This is a genomic window from uncultured Clostridium sp. (assembly GCF_934754915.1).
Taxonomy (GTDB): Bacteria; Bacillota; Clostridia; order Clostridiales; family Clostridiaceae; genus Clostridium.
Genome location: NZ_CAKVKB010000006.1, coordinates 56,999 through 73,459 on the forward strand (window position 1 = coordinate 56,999; position 16,461 = coordinate 73,459).

At 29.1% G+C, this 16,461-nt stretch carries 16 protein-coding genes; 14 read left to right on the forward strand and 2 right to left on the reverse strand.

From position 1 onward, the window contains the following. The first annotated feature begins 19 nt into the window (after positions 1-19). Positions 20-562, forward strand: coding sequence for an NADH peroxidase (locus Q0F58_RS02295; RefSeq protein WP_294372009.1), 543 nt, complete (start codon positions 20-22; stop codon positions 560-562). Positions 563-660: 98 nt separating this feature from the next. Here Q0F58_RS02295 and Q0F58_RS02300 read toward each other — a convergent pair whose 3' ends face one another. After that, the gene (locus Q0F58_RS02300) at positions 661-1,317 is read right to left on the reverse strand and encodes a macro domain-containing protein (protein WP_294372013.1); all 657 of its coding nucleotides are present in this window, start codon (positions 1,315-1,317) and stop codon (positions 661-663) included. A 371-nt stretch (positions 1,318-1,688) separates the two neighbouring features. On the opposite strand from Q0F58_RS02300, the gene Q0F58_RS02305 reads away from it, so the two are divergent. From Q0F58_RS02305 to Q0F58_RS02335, 7 genes are all read left to right on the forward strand, one after another. Next, positions 1,689-3,137: a HAMP domain-containing sensor histidine kinase gene (locus Q0F58_RS02305; RefSeq protein ID WP_294372016.1), complete on the forward strand. Its 1,449-nt coding sequence runs from the start codon at positions 1,689-1,691 to the stop codon at positions 3,135-3,137. Positions 3,138-3,171: 34 nt separating this feature from the next. After that, positions 3,172-3,870 (forward strand): response regulator transcription factor, encoded by a 699-nt coding sequence (locus Q0F58_RS02310; RefSeq protein ID WP_294372019.1) that lies wholly within the window; start codon positions 3,172-3,174, stop codon positions 3,868-3,870. Positions 3,871-4,132: 262 nt separating this feature from the next. Beyond that, a complete protein-coding gene (locus tag Q0F58_RS02315) occupies positions 4,133-5,164 on the forward strand; it encodes a TolC family protein (RefSeq protein WP_294372022.1) in 1,032 nt (343 codons plus the stop codon). 15 nt (positions 5,165-5,179) lie between these two features. Further along, on the forward strand, positions 5,180-5,401 hold the full coding sequence (locus Q0F58_RS02320; protein ID WP_294372026.1) for a hypothetical protein: 222 nt from the start codon (positions 5,180-5,182) through the stop codon (positions 5,399-5,401). Position 5,402: 1 nt separating this feature from the next. Further along, positions 5,403-6,872, forward strand: a complete 1,470-nt coding sequence (locus tag Q0F58_RS02325; protein ID WP_294372030.1) for an HlyD family efflux transporter periplasmic adaptor subunit — start codon at positions 5,403-5,405, stop codon at positions 6,870-6,872. A gap of 4 nt (positions 6,873-6,876) precedes the next feature. Continuing rightward, entirely contained in the window at positions 6,877-7,614 is a 738-nt protein-coding gene (locus Q0F58_RS02330) for an ABC transporter ATP-binding protein (protein WP_294372033.1), read from the forward strand. Continuing rightward, positions 7,605-8,969, forward strand: coding sequence for an ABC transporter permease (locus Q0F58_RS02335; protein ID WP_294372035.1), 1,365 nt, complete (start codon positions 7,605-7,607; stop codon positions 8,967-8,969). Before Q0F58_RS02330 ends, Q0F58_RS02335 begins: the two co-directional genes overlap by 10 nt. 212 nt (positions 8,970-9,181) lie before the next feature. Here Q0F58_RS02335 and Q0F58_RS02340 read toward each other — a convergent pair whose 3' ends face one another. Continuing rightward, positions 9,182-9,853 carry an AraC family transcriptional regulator gene (locus Q0F58_RS02340; RefSeq protein ID WP_294372038.1) on the reverse strand — a complete coding sequence of 224 codons (672 nt, stop codon included), beginning with the start codon at positions 9,851-9,853 and terminating at the stop codon, positions 9,182-9,184. A 309-nt stretch (positions 9,854-10,162) separates the two neighbouring features. Between Q0F58_RS02340 and Q0F58_RS02345 the strand changes: the two genes are divergently transcribed. The 6 genes from Q0F58_RS02345 to Q0F58_RS02370 all read left to right on the forward strand — a co-directional run bounded on the left by Q0F58_RS02345 (position 10,163) and on the right by Q0F58_RS02370 (position 16,176). Then, a complete protein-coding gene (locus tag Q0F58_RS02345) occupies positions 10,163-11,386 on the forward strand; it encodes a maltose ABC transporter substrate-binding protein (RefSeq protein ID WP_294372042.1) in 1,224 nt (407 codons plus the stop codon). Positions 11,387-11,422: 36 nt separating this feature from the next. Beyond that, complete coding sequence (locus Q0F58_RS02350) at positions 11,423-12,367, forward strand: carbohydrate ABC transporter permease (protein WP_294372045.1); 945 nt, start codon at positions 11,423-11,425, stop codon at positions 12,365-12,367. Next, complete coding sequence (locus Q0F58_RS02355) at positions 12,360-13,262, forward strand: sugar ABC transporter permease (RefSeq protein ID WP_294372048.1); 903 nt, start codon at positions 12,360-12,362, stop codon at positions 13,260-13,262. Before Q0F58_RS02350 ends, Q0F58_RS02355 begins: the two co-directional genes overlap by 8 nt. Positions 13,263-13,307: 45 nt before the next feature. Next, positions 13,308-15,032 (forward strand): glycoside hydrolase family 13 protein, encoded by a 1,725-nt coding sequence (locus tag Q0F58_RS02360; RefSeq protein ID WP_294372051.1) that lies wholly within the window; start codon positions 13,308-13,310, stop codon positions 15,030-15,032. Between the two features lie 209 nt (positions 15,033-15,241). Then, the gene (locus tag Q0F58_RS02365) at positions 15,242-15,667 is read left to right on the forward strand and encodes an HAD hydrolase-like protein (protein WP_294372053.1); all 426 of its coding nucleotides are present in this window, start codon (positions 15,242-15,244) and stop codon (positions 15,665-15,667) included. Positions 15,668-15,951: 284 nt separating this feature from the next. Next, positions 15,952-16,176: a hypothetical protein gene (locus Q0F58_RS02370; RefSeq protein ID WP_294372055.1), complete on the forward strand. Its 225-nt coding sequence runs from the start codon at positions 15,952-15,954 to the stop codon at positions 16,174-16,176. Positions 16,177-16,461 lie beyond the last annotated feature (285 nt).

Sequence of the window (16,461 nt, forward strand, 5' to 3'; positions counted from 1 at the left end):
TGTAGGAGGAAAAAGAATTATGAAAAAATTCGTTTGTACAGTATGTGGATATGTTTATGAAGGAGAAACTGCACCAGAAAAATGTCCTGTATGTGGAGTAGGACCTGAAAAGTTTATAGAACAAAGTGGAGAAATGACATGGGCAGCAGAACATGTAGTAGGAGTAGCACAAGGTGTGTCAGAAGATATATTAGCAGATTTAAGAGCTAATTTTGAAGGAGAATGTACAGAAGTAGGAATGTACTTAGCAATGGCTAGAGTGGCACATAGAGAAGGATATCCTGAAATAGGAATGTACTATGAAAAAGCTGCTTATGAAGAAGCAGAACATGCTGCTAAATTTGCTGAATTATTAGGAGAAGTTGTTACTAATTCAACTAAGAAAAACTTAGAATTAAGAGTAGAAGCAGAAAATGGAGCAACTGCTGGTAAAACAGATTTAGCTAAGAGAGCTAAGGCTGCTAATTTAGATGCTATTCATGACACTGTTCATGAAATGGCTAAAGATGAAGCAAGACATGGAAAAGCATTTAAAGGATTATTAGACAGATACTTTGGATAATTAAAACTAATAAAATCAATAATTGGGATCAGGAATAAGGGTGTATGAGAGAAATCTTATATACCCTTATTTTGATTAGAGTATGGAATGTATTTATTTTAAGCAAAATGTCTTTCAAACTGATTGTTAAAAGTATCAAAGGTTTTCTGATCATAGCATACCATGGCAATTTTGTCGAATATATCAGGATTTGCATTTATAAAGGATGTGATTTCATCTATGGCAATTTTGCTGGCCTGATCAAGAGGATAGCCATAAGCACCTGTGCTGATTGAGGGAAAGGCTATTGTCTTTATAGGATGTTCATCAATGTATTTCTGCAAATCAGAGATTATGTTTTCTTTTTTCTTATTATTAAAAAAAGATAAACCTTCAAGGCGGTATATGTTTTCATTAATTATTTTCAGACTTTGTTGATTATATATATTTGCATAATCAGCAGCAACTTTTAAAGCTGAATTATAGGAACGCCTTAGATATTTTTCTTCAGAACCGTTGTTTCTGAAAATAGGACCAACAGTGTGTATTATCCAGTATATTCCTAGTTTTGCAAGATCGTAGGATTGAGTGATCTTTGCATTTCCAGTCAAACAGCCTTTCAATTGTTTACATTCATTCAAAAGTCTATTTCCGCTTGATTTATGAATGCTTCCGTCAACACCTCCACCTCCAAGAAGAGAAGTGTTGGCTGCATTTACTATGGCATCAAATTTTAACTTTGTTATATCTCCTAATAGTATTTCAAATTTTGTCAAATTAATCACCTCAAATTTTATCTTATAAATTCTCTCACTTTATAGTTTACACTTATTTGGGTAAAATAAAAATATTTTTTACAAAAAATGTAAAAATAATTCGCTATGGCATTAAGATTCATATTCTTTACAAATGATAAATATGAATCTAGAATATTATTGTTTTGAAGATATATTTCATAAGTACAATTTTATAATTTAAATCAATATTATAGTATATATACTTAGTTTTAAAGCACTATATGTTGGCTTGCTTTTGGTATTTATACTAATAAGAAAATCCTCAAAGTATATATTGAGGAAATCTTATGAAAATTTAATCATTCATTGACAATTGAATATTGTTAATTGGCTGAAGAGTAGGAGAAAGTATGTTTATAAAGAGAAGGCTTACAATTTCAAATATATTGATGCTTATAATACCAGTAATAATTATAGCGTCTATAGCAGGAATTATACGAGAACCATTTTTTAAAATTTTTGAAGAGAAAATGAATTATATTGAAGAAAATCAGCCGGGAGCATATGTCATTCAAGATTCTATGCGTATAGACATGAAAAAACTTGAAAATGAAGATTTTCTTGAAAAACTTCCAAATGAAATGGAAAAAGTTTTAAGTCAGAAAGGCTATAGCCTTATTATACAATATGGAAAGGATATTATTTTTTCAAATCTTACAGATCAGGATAATTCAGCTATTTCTCAGATAGGTGAGGATATATTATTTGAATCAAATTCTCTGGTGCTTGAAAAAAGAAATATATCTCTTGTGAAAAATAGTCTTATATATAAAGAAAAGCCTTTAAATATTATAGCTATAAATTCAAATTACAAACCTATGCATATTAATTTTAAAGAACAGATGTTGAAATTTATGGTTGGATATATAGGAGTTGTAGTTGTAGTAGCTGTTATTGTTATTACAATAACAAATGGAATATTATCTTCAAGAATATATAAAAATTTAATGATACCCCTTAAACTTTTAAGTTATGGTGCTGACCAGATAAAGAATGGAAATTTGGATTTTGATATGAAATATGAAGGTGATGATGAATTTAAACAAGTATGTGATGATTTTGATGAAATGAGAATGAGGCTGAAGGAAAGTGTGCAGGCTAAGCTTAAATATGAAGAAAATAGAAGAGAACTTGTTGCTGGAATTTCTCATGATTTAAGAACACCTCTGACAGGAATAAAAGGGTATGTTGAAGGGCTTATTGATGGAGTAGCAAATACTCCAGAAAAAATAAATAAGTATTTGAATACCATACATCAGAAGGCTTGTGATATGGATGAACTTGTTGATAGATTATTCCTGTTTTCGAAATTAGATACAGGAAAATATCCTTTTGATTTTGATATAGTAAGTGCAAAAAATTATTTTTCAGAATTATATGAGGAACTTGAAGACGATATGGCTAAAAGAGGATTGAAAATCATATATACCAATAAATGTTCATATGATGTGAAACTAAAAATAGACTGCAGGGAAATAAGAAGAGTTATTTTTAATATACTTGATAATACTGTAAAATATAATGAGAGACAAGATAAAGAAAGTGTAACAACTGTATACGAGGATGATGAATGGATAAATGTTAAAATAAGCGATAATGGAAATGGTGTTGATGAACAGATAATTTCCAAACTTTTTGAAAGTTTTTATAGGGCTGATCCTTCAAGAACAAATCCAAGTCAGGGAAGTGGTTTGGGACTAGCTATAGCTAAAAATATAATTGAAGCACATGATGGAAGAATTGAAGCATTAAATAATAATGGATTAACCATAGTCATAAAACTTCCTATATCAAAATAGTGTGGATAGGATATGTTTATTAGGAGGTTGTTTTGTGAAAAAAATATTAATAATAGAAGATGACAAAAGTATTGCAGAATTAGAACAGGATTATTTAGAGATAAATGGATTTAAGACGGAAATAGCCTTAACAGGAATATCTGGATTGGACAAGGCGTTAAATGATGATTTTGATTTGATTCTTTTAGATGTAATGCTTCCTGGAAAGGATGGATTTGAAATATGTCAAGAAATAAGAAAGGAAAAAGAGATACCTATACTTCTTGTAACAGCAAAAAAGGATGATATTTATATAATAAGAGGACTGGGAATAGGTGCAGATGATTATATTGTAAAGCCATTCAGCCCAAGTGAACTTGTAGCAAGGGTTAATGCACATTTAAGCAGATATGAGAGGCTTACATCTAAAGATAAGGATAATAAAAAGAAACAGAATATAATTTCAATAGGAAGGCTGCATATTAACTGTGATTCAATAAGGGTTTATGTAGGAAATGAAGAGGTTAAGATGGCCAATAAAGAATTTGAACTTCTTGTTTTTTTAGCTTCTAATCCCAATATAGTGTTTTCAAAAGACACACTTCTTGACAGGATATGGGGAGAAGAATCCTTTGGAGATACATCAACAGTTACTGTACATATTAACAGAATAAGAGAAAAAATTGAACTCGATACAAGCAATCCTAAATATATTGAAACTGTATGGGGAGCAGGATATAGATTTAATTTCTGATTATAAAACCAAGAAATTCATCAGCAGTTTGCTGATGAGTTTTTTTGTTTTTAATATATTCTAAACATTTGTATTGTGATTTATATTGTGGATTATAAAAACCAAACATTTTTAGAGGACTTATATATATTAAAAATTAAAAGATAAAAAAATGGTTTGTTTATAAATTATTTATATTTTAGTTATAAGAAGGTTAGATGTTGAAGATAAAATAAAATAGTATTTAAAAGATAAATTTAATGCAATATAGGAGGTTGTAATTTTGAAAAGAAAACTAGTAGCATTTTTAGCGACATTTTTAACTGTCTTTAGTGCTTTTAACATAAAAGCATATTCATCTGAAAAAATCAGCAATACTAATGTTATAGCTTTTAGTGATATTAAAGACATAATGCTTGAAAATAGTATTGATATGAAAATAGCAGATAATAATTTGAAAGATAGCAAACAGGAAGTAGACAAAATAAATGATGAAATTGAAGATTTGGGTTACAAGCCTTCAAATTTAAGTTCCACTATATCAAAATTAAAAAAAGAACTAAAATCAAAAGGAATAGAAGATAGTGATGACGTTAAAGAAGCTAATGAAAAGATATCAAGATTAGAATCAAAATTGAATGGAGAAGATACAGAAAATTCCTCAGAAATTAATTCTCAGCTCAGCAGTCTTAAAAGTGCATTGGAAGATTACAATACATTGACATTGCTTCAATCATATCAGCAGAAAAGAAAAACTGCTCAACGAAATTACAAAAAAACTGAATTAAATTATAGACAAACTGTTGAAAAGGCAGTTTATGAAGCGGAAAAATCATATGTTCAATGTCTTGGAACTGTTTCAAAAATTGATAACAGCAAGAAAAAAACAGAATATGATGAGAAAAAAATTAATATATATAAGCTTCAATATGAAAGCGAATTTATTTCTAAAAAAGAATATGAAGATGCTGTAAGAAATAATGTAGATAGTAAAAATGATTTGATTGAAACTGAGACTAATCAGGAGACAGCTCTTAATAATTTAAAGAGTGCTTTGGGAATTGATATAAAAGAAGATATATCATTAAGTAATGATATTACAAAAGATCTTCAAGAAGTGACAAAAATTAATTATGAAGAAGATTTAGATGAAATGCTTGAAAATAGTATAAATATTACAATAGCTGATTTAGAACTTCAATGGGCTAAAGATGATGATGACGATAATGATGATGATTATGAAAATTATTCTCTCGAAAATAAGGCCTTATCATTGGATAAACAGTATATAACATCAGAAATTGATTTTAAATAAAAGTACTATAATTTAATGAATGCATATAATTTCATAAAAAGCAGTTATGACAAACTTCAACAGAGTCAAGAAGATTATGTAACTGCAAGTAGAAAATATTCTTATGGATTCATTACTAAGAATGAACTGGAAAAAACAGAAATTGAATTGGAAGAAAAAATGTCTGATTTTAATAATGAAAGAAATGAATTTTATCTAAAATATTTAGATTATAATCAAATGAAGGAGGGCTATTAAGGTGAACTTAAAGCTTAAAAAAGATACTGTTTCAGATGTATCATCATCCAAAAAAGCTGAAGTATTAAAAAAAATATTAAATAAAAAAGTTATAGCTGTAATATGTGCAATAGCAGTTGCAGGAAGTGGTTTCGCAGCATATAAAATAAAAAGCGGAGGAAAAAATGAAAAACAGCAAAATAAAGTGAGATATACTGTTTTAGGAAAAGGAAATGTATATAAAATGGTAAGCTCATCTGGTGCTATAAAAAGTGGAACATCTACAAGTGCTTATTCTAATCTGAATGACTATAATGTTCAAGAAATAAATGTGGAAGTTGGAGATGAGGTGAAAAAAGGAGATGTTCTAGCAGTAATTGATACATCAACTTTAGAAGATGAAATTGAAAAGCAGGAATTAAGTGTTACAGCAAATGAAAAGAAGAATCAGATTGCTCTTCAGCAAGCAAAAGATACATATGATAATTCTGTTTATTTATATGAAAACAATCTTAATACAAACCTTGTAAATGCACAGGCAGCATTGGATCAGGCAAAACTGTCTCTTGAAAATAAAAAGAACATATATGAATATAAACAGATGCTTTTAGATAATGGAGAAGAATCAAGTCAGAATGTAAATTTAGCTAAAATAGATTATGAAAACGCTCAGACTGATTATGACAAATCACAGGTTGCATTGGATGCAGCAAAGATAAATGTTGAGCAGGAGATTGAAAAAAACAAAAAAAATTATGAAAGCGCATTAGCAGCTGCAAATGATACAAGTTCTAGGCTTGAACTTGAAAAAAAGAAGGAAAAACTTAAAGATAAAGAAGTTTTAGCTCCTGTTGATGGAATAATTACTGCTGTAAATGCTTCAGTAGGTTCAAAATGTGAAGATTCGTTATTTGTGATTCAAGATTTAAATGATCTTATTGTGAAAGTTGATGTTGATGAAACTGAAATAGCAGATGTAGCTGTAGGAGAAAAAGTACAGGTTACTACTGATGCATCTGATCAAGTTCTTGAAGGAGAAGTAGTAAGTGTTGATCCTATATCAAGCGCTGCTGCATCAGAAACTTCAACAAGCAGCAATGGTAATAATAGTGGTGGAGGTTCTTCAAGCAGTAGTAATTCAACAAGCAGTGATGTTACTTTTACAGTTAAAGTACAAATAACAAGTGATGATGTAGATGATTCAATAAAGGTTGGTATGAATGCAGTTGTAAATATTATTACTGATGAAGCAGATGATGTATTTTCAGTTCCATATGAATCTATAATTGATAATCATGGACAAAAATCAATATATGTTGCAGAAGAGGAAAATGGACAATATGTAGTTAAAGAAATATCAATAACTGCAGGATTGGAATCAGATATGAATACAGAAATAGAAGGAGCAGATTTGAAAGAAGGAATGATTGTATTGAATGATCCTTCAAATTATCAAGTTGGAAGCGTTGTTGATATAAACAATGGGAGGTAATTGAATGAGTGAAAATATAATTGAAATGAAAGATATAAGAAAAAGCTTCTATATAGGAACTCCAAATCAGCTGAATATTTTAAAAGGTATAGATATTACTGTAAAAAAAGGAGAATTTGTATCTATAGTTGGACAATCTGGTTCTGGAAAAAGTACTCTTATGAACATAATAGGAGCTCTAGACAGAGCAACTTCAGGATCATATATACTTGGAGGAACTAATATTGAAGATATTAGTGATGATGGGTTATCTGATGTGAGAAATAAAAAAATAGGATTTGTATTTCAGACTTATAATTTAATTCCTAGAAATACAGTACTAAAAAATGTGGAGCTGCCTATGCTGTATGCAGGTATTCCTGCAAAGGAAAGAACGGAGCGTGCAATGTATTTCTTAGAAATGGTAGGAATGAAAGACAGGATAAAGCATCAGCCAAATGAATTATCAGGCGGGCAGAAACAGAGAGTAGCTATTGCAAGGGCTTTGGCTACAAATCCAAGTATACTTCTTGCTGATGAGCCAACTGGAGCCCTTGATTCAGGAACAGGAAGAATGGTAATGGATTTATTTCATCAGGTTCATGAAGAACAGGGAAAGACAATAGTATTTATAACTCATAATAATGAGCTTGCAGAAGAAACTGAAAGGATAGTTACTTTAAGAGATGGAAATATAGTTTCTGATGAATATAATGACAAGTTTTATAAAAGATATGGTGATGGTGAACGATTATGTTTATAAAAGAAAATATAATGCTTGCTATAGCAGGACTAAAATCCAATAAAATGCGTGCAGTTCTTACAATGCTGGGGATAATAATAGGTATTGGTTCAGTAATAGGTATTGTTTCTGTTGGTAACGCAATGACAGCAAATGTGACAAGTTCAATGGCAGATATGGGATCAACTAATGTTACTATAAATGTTACAGAAAGAGACAGTACATCTAATAATAATAATAAAATTATGAATGGAAAATCTGGAAACGAAGAAGGAATGCCTGGAGGTGGAGGTCCTCCCGGAGGTGGAGGCGGTCCTGGAGGAGGAATGAGAGGCGGCCCTCCTGGAAGTTCCACAAGTTCTGCCCCAGATGACAGTGATCTTTTAACAATGGAAAAGATAAAAGAGATAGAGGATGAATTTAGTGATAAAATAGCAGCGGTAAGTGTTTCAGTAACAAAGGATTCTGGAAAAGCTAAAAGTGGTACTGCATATGCAAATGTAAATATTACTGGTACGAATCCAGGATATGAGAAAGTCAAGAATATTGAAATGGCAGATGGAAGATATATTACAGATAGAGATGTTGAAGGATCAAAAATGGTTGCAGTTGTATCGGATAAACTTGTAACAAAAATATTTGGTGAAGGTGCAGATCCAATTGGACAAGAAGTAAAAATATATACTTCAAGTGCAATTTACTGTTATACAATAGTAGGTGTTTACACTTATAAGTCTTCAGGAGGAAGTACAGAATCTGAAGAAAAACTCACAACAGATTTGTATATTCCAGTGACAGCAGCTCAAAGTTCATCATCAAATAAAAATTATCAGACAGTAACTATAAGAGCTAATGATGATGTAGATATTACAGCATTTACTGAGGAACTTCAGACTTATTTAGATAAACTATATATAAGAAACCAAGATTATCAGGCAACAGCAAGCAATATGGAAAGTATGCTTGAATCAATGACATCAATGACATCGACAATGGCACTTGCAATATCAGCAATAGCAGGAATATCACTTCTTGTTGGTGGTATTGGAGTAATGAACATAATGCTTGTATCTGTAACAGAAAGAACTAGAGAAATAGGTACAAGAAAAGCATTAGGAGCAAAAAGTTCTCATATAAAGATGCAGTTTATAGTTGAATCTATGATAATATGTGCTATTGGAGGTATAATAGGTATATTCTTAGGAATAATTATAGGAATAATAGGAACTAAGATGATGGGTAATTCGCCAGTTATATCACCGATTGTCATTTTAGGAAGCTTCACTTTCTCTATGGTTATTGGAATATTCTTTGGATATTATCCAGCAAAGAAAGCAGCAAGTCTTGATCCTATAGAAGCATTGAGATATGAATAAAGATTGATATAAACAATAATTTAAAGATTAATAGGCAGCTATTATACATTATATATGGATAATAGCTGTCTTAATTTATTGTAGAATATAAGTTTTAATAATAAATTTACATTAAATCAGAAGAAATTTTATAAACGTTTTAATATTAATTGATTACAAGGAGCAGCTCAGGGATATGTATCAAAAAATAAATTAAACATATTAAAAATATTTTAAATATAGAGGTTTCTATATTCAATTGGAGTTATGCCTTCAATTTCTTTAAATACCTTTGAAAAATTGCACTGATCACAAAAGCTTAGATTTGTAGAAATCTCTAAAATGCTTTTATCTGTACTCTTTAATAATGTTTTTGCTCTATTTATTTTTATGATTTTAAAGTACTTCATTATGGAAATACCCATATTATTTTTAAAACATTTACACATGTAACCAATTGATATGTTTAATTCTTTAGAGATTGCTTCTAAATTGAAAGTTTCTTCTAAATGAATATATAAAAAAGCTAATATTTTATTAGTTATAAAATTGTTTGTAACTTCTACCGAATTTATTAGTATGTCTAGATAAGTATTAGCCATATCTAGCTCTATTTTTTGCATATCAGATAAAGTATTTAGTGTTTGGATAATTTTATAATATTTATTATAAAGAGTATGAAGAAATTGTTTTGTTGAACCGTTCTTAATGATTTCACGTATATATATTACATTCCAAATAAGTAAATCTATTCTTTTTGTAGACAGCGGAAGGAATTTCTCTTTCAATTCATCTTTATGTTTTTTTAATATAATTGATATTATTGCATCTTTGTTTTTCTGCTGAAATAAAGATGAAAATTCATTATTAAAAAAATAGCTGTCAGAGTCGTATGAATCGTACATAATTATCCTGTTGTATAATACACAATATTAAAAATATATGAGTAATTATACATTTTCCTTTCTTTAGAATATTTTAATTATAAATTATATATTTTCTTAAAAGTTTATGTTAATCATAATAAAATGCCACTAGCTGAAGATAAATTTCTATATATATATTAATATTATACAACATATAGAAAAAAAGGTTAATTTTAAATAAAAAATGTTAATAAGAAACAAAGTTCATAAATGTATGTTGATATAATAATCTTGTAAGGGTTGCAATCGTTTACTAGAAATTAAAGTTTTAAATGGAAGGTGAGATAAGTGAGTAAGAAGTTTAAACTCCTATCATTAATTGTTACAGGATTTATTGGTATGATGCTTTTAAATGGATGTGGTGGGAGCAAAAATAATAGTGCTAATGGAAATAGTGATGATGAAATAATTGTATGGTCATATTTAATGGATAATGAAGTAGAAGAAGTTGATAAAATAGCTCAGGAATGGGCTGAGGAAAATAATAAAAAGGTTATAGTAGTTAAGGATAATTCAGATTTTCAAAATTTTTTGCAGGCTGCAAATTCATCAAAAGGACCTGATATTGTTTTTGGAATTGCACATAATAATTTAGGAACATTCCATGAAGCTGGGCTTCTTGAAGAGATTTCAGATAGTTTTGTAAATAAAGAAGACTATGTAAATTCCACAGTATGGGATGCAGTTTCTTATGATAACAAATATTATGCAGTACCAATATCCATGGAAACATATGCATTATTTTATAATAAAGATAATATAAAACAAGTACCAGAAAATATTGAAAAATTAGTTGAAGAAGCAAAAGCATATGGACCTTCAGGATTTCAGTTTTCTATGAATGAGTTTTATTATACAGCAGCATTTGTTCAGAGTTATGGAGGTTATGTTTTTGGGAATAAAAATGGGACAACTGATACAAGTGATATAGGACTTGATAATGAAGGTGCAATTAAAGCATATAAATTTTTACAGGATTTAGTTCAAAAAGATAAACTAATGCCAGCAGATATAACAACAGATATTGCAAATAGTAATTTTAAATCTGGTAATGCTATTTATTATATTGGAGGTCCATGGGATGTAAGCGGATTTAAAGATGCGGGAGTAAATTTTGGCGTAGTTCCAATACCTAAAATTAATAATTCTGATGTTAAAACATTTATGGGAGTTCAATCTGCATTTGTAAGCAGTAATTCTAGTAAAAAAGATGATTCGTGGAACCTTCTTAAATATCTAATTGAAAATTCACCTAAGAAATTATATGAAGTAGGGAATAGGCTTCCTGTTATTAAATCTGAACTTGAAGTTGATGAAATTAAAAATAATGAATATAGTCAGGCATTTATAAAACAAGCTCAGAGTTCAGTTCCTATGCCTAATGTTCCAGAAATAGAATGTATTTGGGAACCATTAAAAAATATAACAAGGATATTTAATGGTGAAGATGCAGCAACTGTAGCTAAAGATATAGAGCAGGGGGTAAAAGACGGAATTGAAATGTCTAAATAGTTAATATTTAAATTCACAATAAGTAAGGTGAGGAGTATGAAGAATAGAAAAAGTAATCTTGAAAGCTATAAGTACCTTTCACCAGCATTAATAAGCATATTAATACTGAGTGTACTGCCTACATTATATACTGTTTTTATGGCATTTACTGATTACACACTTAAAAATCAGAATTTTGGTTATGGAACAGAAAAAGGATGGCATTTTGTTGGATTATATCAATTTCAACAGATTTTAACTGGCCCACTTAAGAATCAATTCTTTCCTCTTCTTGGATGGACATTGGTTTTTACAGTAATTTCAACATTAGGTGCATATATTATTGGATTAGTATTTGCAATGGCTTTAGATGACAAGAATATGAAAGAGTCTTTTATTTATAAAGCTTTACTAGTAATACCCTGGGCGCTTCCAGGAGCAATTACAATAATATCATTCAAGGGTTTATTCAATAGTGAGTATGGTGCAATTAATACATTGCTTCTTCAAATAAACTTAATTAAGGAACCTATATTATGGCTTACAACTCCCATGGCAGCAAGGATTGCAGTAATAATAGTAAATTTGTGGCTAGGCTATCCTTACATGATGAATGTATGTATTGGTGCTTTATCGTCTATACCTGACACATACTATGAAGCAGCAGACCTTGATGGAGCATCAAGATGGCAGAAGTTTAAGAATATAACACTTCCTTCAATAAGCAATGTATCATATCCATTATTAATTTCAAACTTTGCATTTAATTTTAATAATTTTAATGCTGCATATCTTTTAACAGAAGGAGGCCCATCTAAGGCAGGTTCTTCATTTGCAGGGTGGACTGATATTATAGGATCTGCAACATATAAAATGTCAACTAGTAAAGGAAATTTTGCACTTGGTGCAGCAATGTCCATACTTATTTTTGTAATAATTGGAATAATATCTTTTGCTAACATGAAAGCTTCAGGTCAGTTTAAGGAGGCAGAAAATGGTTAATGAGAATTTATGTAGTGTGACTAATATAAAAAAGAGAAAAATTGAAACAGTATATAAAGGGAAATTGAGTAAAAGAGCAAAATTGGAATTGAATATAAAAAGAGTATTTTTAATATGTTCTATAGTAGTTTTGATGTTTCCAGTATTTGCAATTATAACGGCTTCACTATCAACTGGTACAAGTTTTATGCAGAAAAATATAATTCCAGATAGTATAACGTTTGATAATTATATTAAAGCATTTTCAGTAGAAGTAGGTTTCAGCAAGTGGATGATTAATACTACATTTGTAGCTGTAATAGTGGGATTTCTACAGCTTATATTAACAATACCAGCAGCATATGCATTTTCAAAACTTAAATTTAGAGGAAAGAGTAAATGGCTTATGTTTCTAATAATTCTTCAAATGTTCCCATCATCAATGACAGTACCAGCCATACTTTCAATTGCGTATAAGATACCTTTTGGAATGGATAATCTATTATTTTTAGCACTTATTTTATGTGCAGGAAGTGCATATAATATATGGCTTATGAAAGGGTTTATTGATGGGATTCCAAATGAACTTGAAGAAGCGGCTAGGATTGATGGAGCAACAACCTGGCAGGTGTTTACAAAAGTAATATTACCTCTTGCAAAATCAATGGCAGTTGTAATTTTCTTCTTTGCTTTTATTGCAGTGTATAGTGAATTTGTTTTCTCGGCTGCACTTATCAAGAATAAGGATTTGCTTACTGTTGTTGTTGGAATGAAGTCTTTTACTTCAGGGAAATTAACTGACTGGCCAATGTATTCAGCCTGTTCAATATTAATTTCTGTACCTATTGCAATTGTATTTGTATCAATTCAAAAGTTTATATCAAAAGGACTTGTTGCAGGTGCAGTTAAAGAATAGAAATATATTTTATTAATAGTTGTTATAGAAAATGGAGGATTACAAGTGAATAAATATGCAGTATATCATGTAACAGATGCACCGTATTCTTATCCTAAAAATTTGAATACTTTATCTGTAATAATAAGAACAGCAAAAGATGATATAAAATCCTGTAAGATACATTATAAAACAAGATATGATTGGCAAAACCCATTTTATATTAAAGAAATGAAAATAAGTGATACAAATAAATTATTTGATTATTACAAAGCTGACATATCAGTTGAGCGTAATAGATATAGGTATTATTTTGAGCTTACAGATAGAAATGGAGAAGTGGAATTTTTTGATGAACGTGGTTTTAAAAAGGAGATGGAAATCAGACCAGAAGCCGCAAGTTTTCAATATCCATATATTGCAGAGAGTGATGCATATAAAAAAGTAAACTGGCTTCAGGAATCAGTAGTATATCAGATTTTTGTTGAAAGATTCTGCGATGGAGATAAAAGCATTGATCCAGAAGATGCATTAGAATGGGGAAGTGAAGTAACTGCAACCTCTAAATTTGGAGGGGATATCCAAGGGATTATAGATAAGCTTGATTATTTAGAGAATCTTGGTGTAAATCTTATTTACTTAACACCTATTTTCAAATCTTCATCAAATCATAAGTATAATACATGCGATTATTATACAATTGAACCTCAATTTGGAACGTTAGAGAAGGCTAAGGAACTTGTGAACAAGTGCCATGAAAGAAAAATAAAGATAGTTTTTGATGCTGTATTCAATCATTCTGGATCTGATTTCTTTGCATTTAAAGATGTTTTGAAAAATCAGCAGAAATCCCAGTATAAAAACTGGTACTTTATAGATAGTTATCCTGTAGATACTAACAAATGCAATTACTATACATTTGCAGATGATATAAGTACCATGCCTAAATTCAATACTTCTAATGAGGAAGTAAAAGAATATTTATTAAATGTTGGATCTTATTGGATTGATGAAATTGGAATTGACGGATGGCGTTTGGATGTATGCGATGAAGTTGACCATTGTTTTTGGAGAGACTTTAAGAAGAAAATTAAACAAAAAAAAGACGATGCTATTTTAATAGGCGAAATAATGCATGAAGCAAGTTCTTTTCTAAAGGGAGATCAGCTTGACGGTATAATGAATTATCCATTCAAAGGGGCCATGATAGATTTCTTTGGTAAAAGAAGTATAAATGCAGAGCAGTTTGACGATATTCTGGCAAAAAACAGAGTGATTTATATGGATGATATAAATAAACAGCTTTGGAATTTGATTGGCAGTCATGATACATCAAGATTTTTAACAGAATGTAATCAAAAAATAGAGAGAATGAAACTTGCTATAGTATTTCAGTTTACTTACATCGGAGTTCCATACATATATTATGGTGATGAAGTTGGACTTTCTGGAGGAGAGGAACCTCAATCACGAAAATGTATGATTTGGAATTATGAAAAACAGAATTCTGAGCTTTTAGAGCTTTATAAAAAAATGATAAGAATAAGAAAAGAAAATAAAACATTGATTTATGGTGATTATAAAACTATTTATTGCAAAGACAATGTAATTGCTTTTGTTAGAAAAGACAAAAAAAGTACAATGTTGATTGTAATAAACAATACTTATAAAAAAATAAAAATAGATCTAAAAATTAATCATGAGTATTTAAATATAATTACAGGGAAAAATGAAATTATTAACGAAATGATTGAAGTTAATCCTATGGATTATAAAATTTTCAAGAGATAGCTTGACAATTCTTTAGATGAATAAAATAAAAAATAATACCTTATATATTCAGAATAAAAAATCTAGTATATAAGGTATTTTTATATGAAAGTATATTTATTTTGAAGCAGAACAATATATATTTGTAGATTTCATGAATACTCTTGAAAGGAAGAAGTGCAATATGTTAAAAGATAAAAAGTTATTTCTATTAGATATTGATGGAACAATTGCTCTGGGAACAAAAGTCATCATATAAGAAAATTGAAAATATATGTGAACTTCTTATTACAAATCCTGATATTGAATATATTGCAACAAATCCTGATTTGGTATGTCCAGTTAGTTTTGGATATGTTCCTGATTGTGGATCATTGTGCACTATGATAGAAAATGCAACAAAGAAAAAGCCTTTGTATATGGGGAAGCCTAATAGTTTTATAATAGATATATGTTTGAAAAAATATAAATTCACTGCTGAAGAAACCATTATAATTGGTGATAGAATATATACTGATATTTTATGTGGAATAAATATGAATATAGATACATGTCTCGTTTTAACTGGTGAAGCAGAAAAAAATGATTTGATAAATTCCAAGTTTAAACCTACATATGTCTTTGATAGTGTTAAGAGTATTTATGAGTCACTATAGAAACTAAATTGACTAAAAATATTAAATAGCATATTAATTCAAATATATAAGCACATACGATTTTAGACGCTGATATATTAATAAAAATAATTTATATGGGCGTTTTTATATGATATGTTTTTTGCATTATAAAAAAATAACTTTATATATAAATTGAAATTGAAAAATAATGCTTTATGTGGTATATTTAGCATATAACGATATGTAATTTAAAAATTATGTAATACTTAATAATAACTTTCTGTGGTAAGAGGGTTTAATAAATTATGAAAAGAGGTACAAATATGATATTAGTAAACTGTGCATTAAGACAAGACGACATAATAAACATTGTAGAAGGAATTGAAGTTGATGGTCAAAAGCCATTTAAATTCAAGAGCAAACAGGGTCTTCAAATATTATTTGATTCAACTTATGGTGATGATACAAAAGCAGCTTCATTTGTAAAATCACAAATTAAGGCCACTGAAGTTGGTAAAGCTCTATTTTTCAGTGTAGCAGCAAAATAATAATTGTAAATTTGAAATTTACAGAAAAATAAATTGCAAGTGATTTATGAAAATTTCTGATTAAATCAATAAATAGACTTGTTACATAGATGGTAGTTTATGTACAAGTCTATTTTCACATATGAAGAAGAAAGAAGTTTACTTTATAAAAATAAATTATTTGTAATACCTGTTTATGACTTAAAATTACGATTTTTTTAAATTAAAATACTTGACTTGTGCATTAATTTAAGAAAATTTACCATTGGTTTTTAATTCGTGTTTTACCATTATAATTTTTTATAA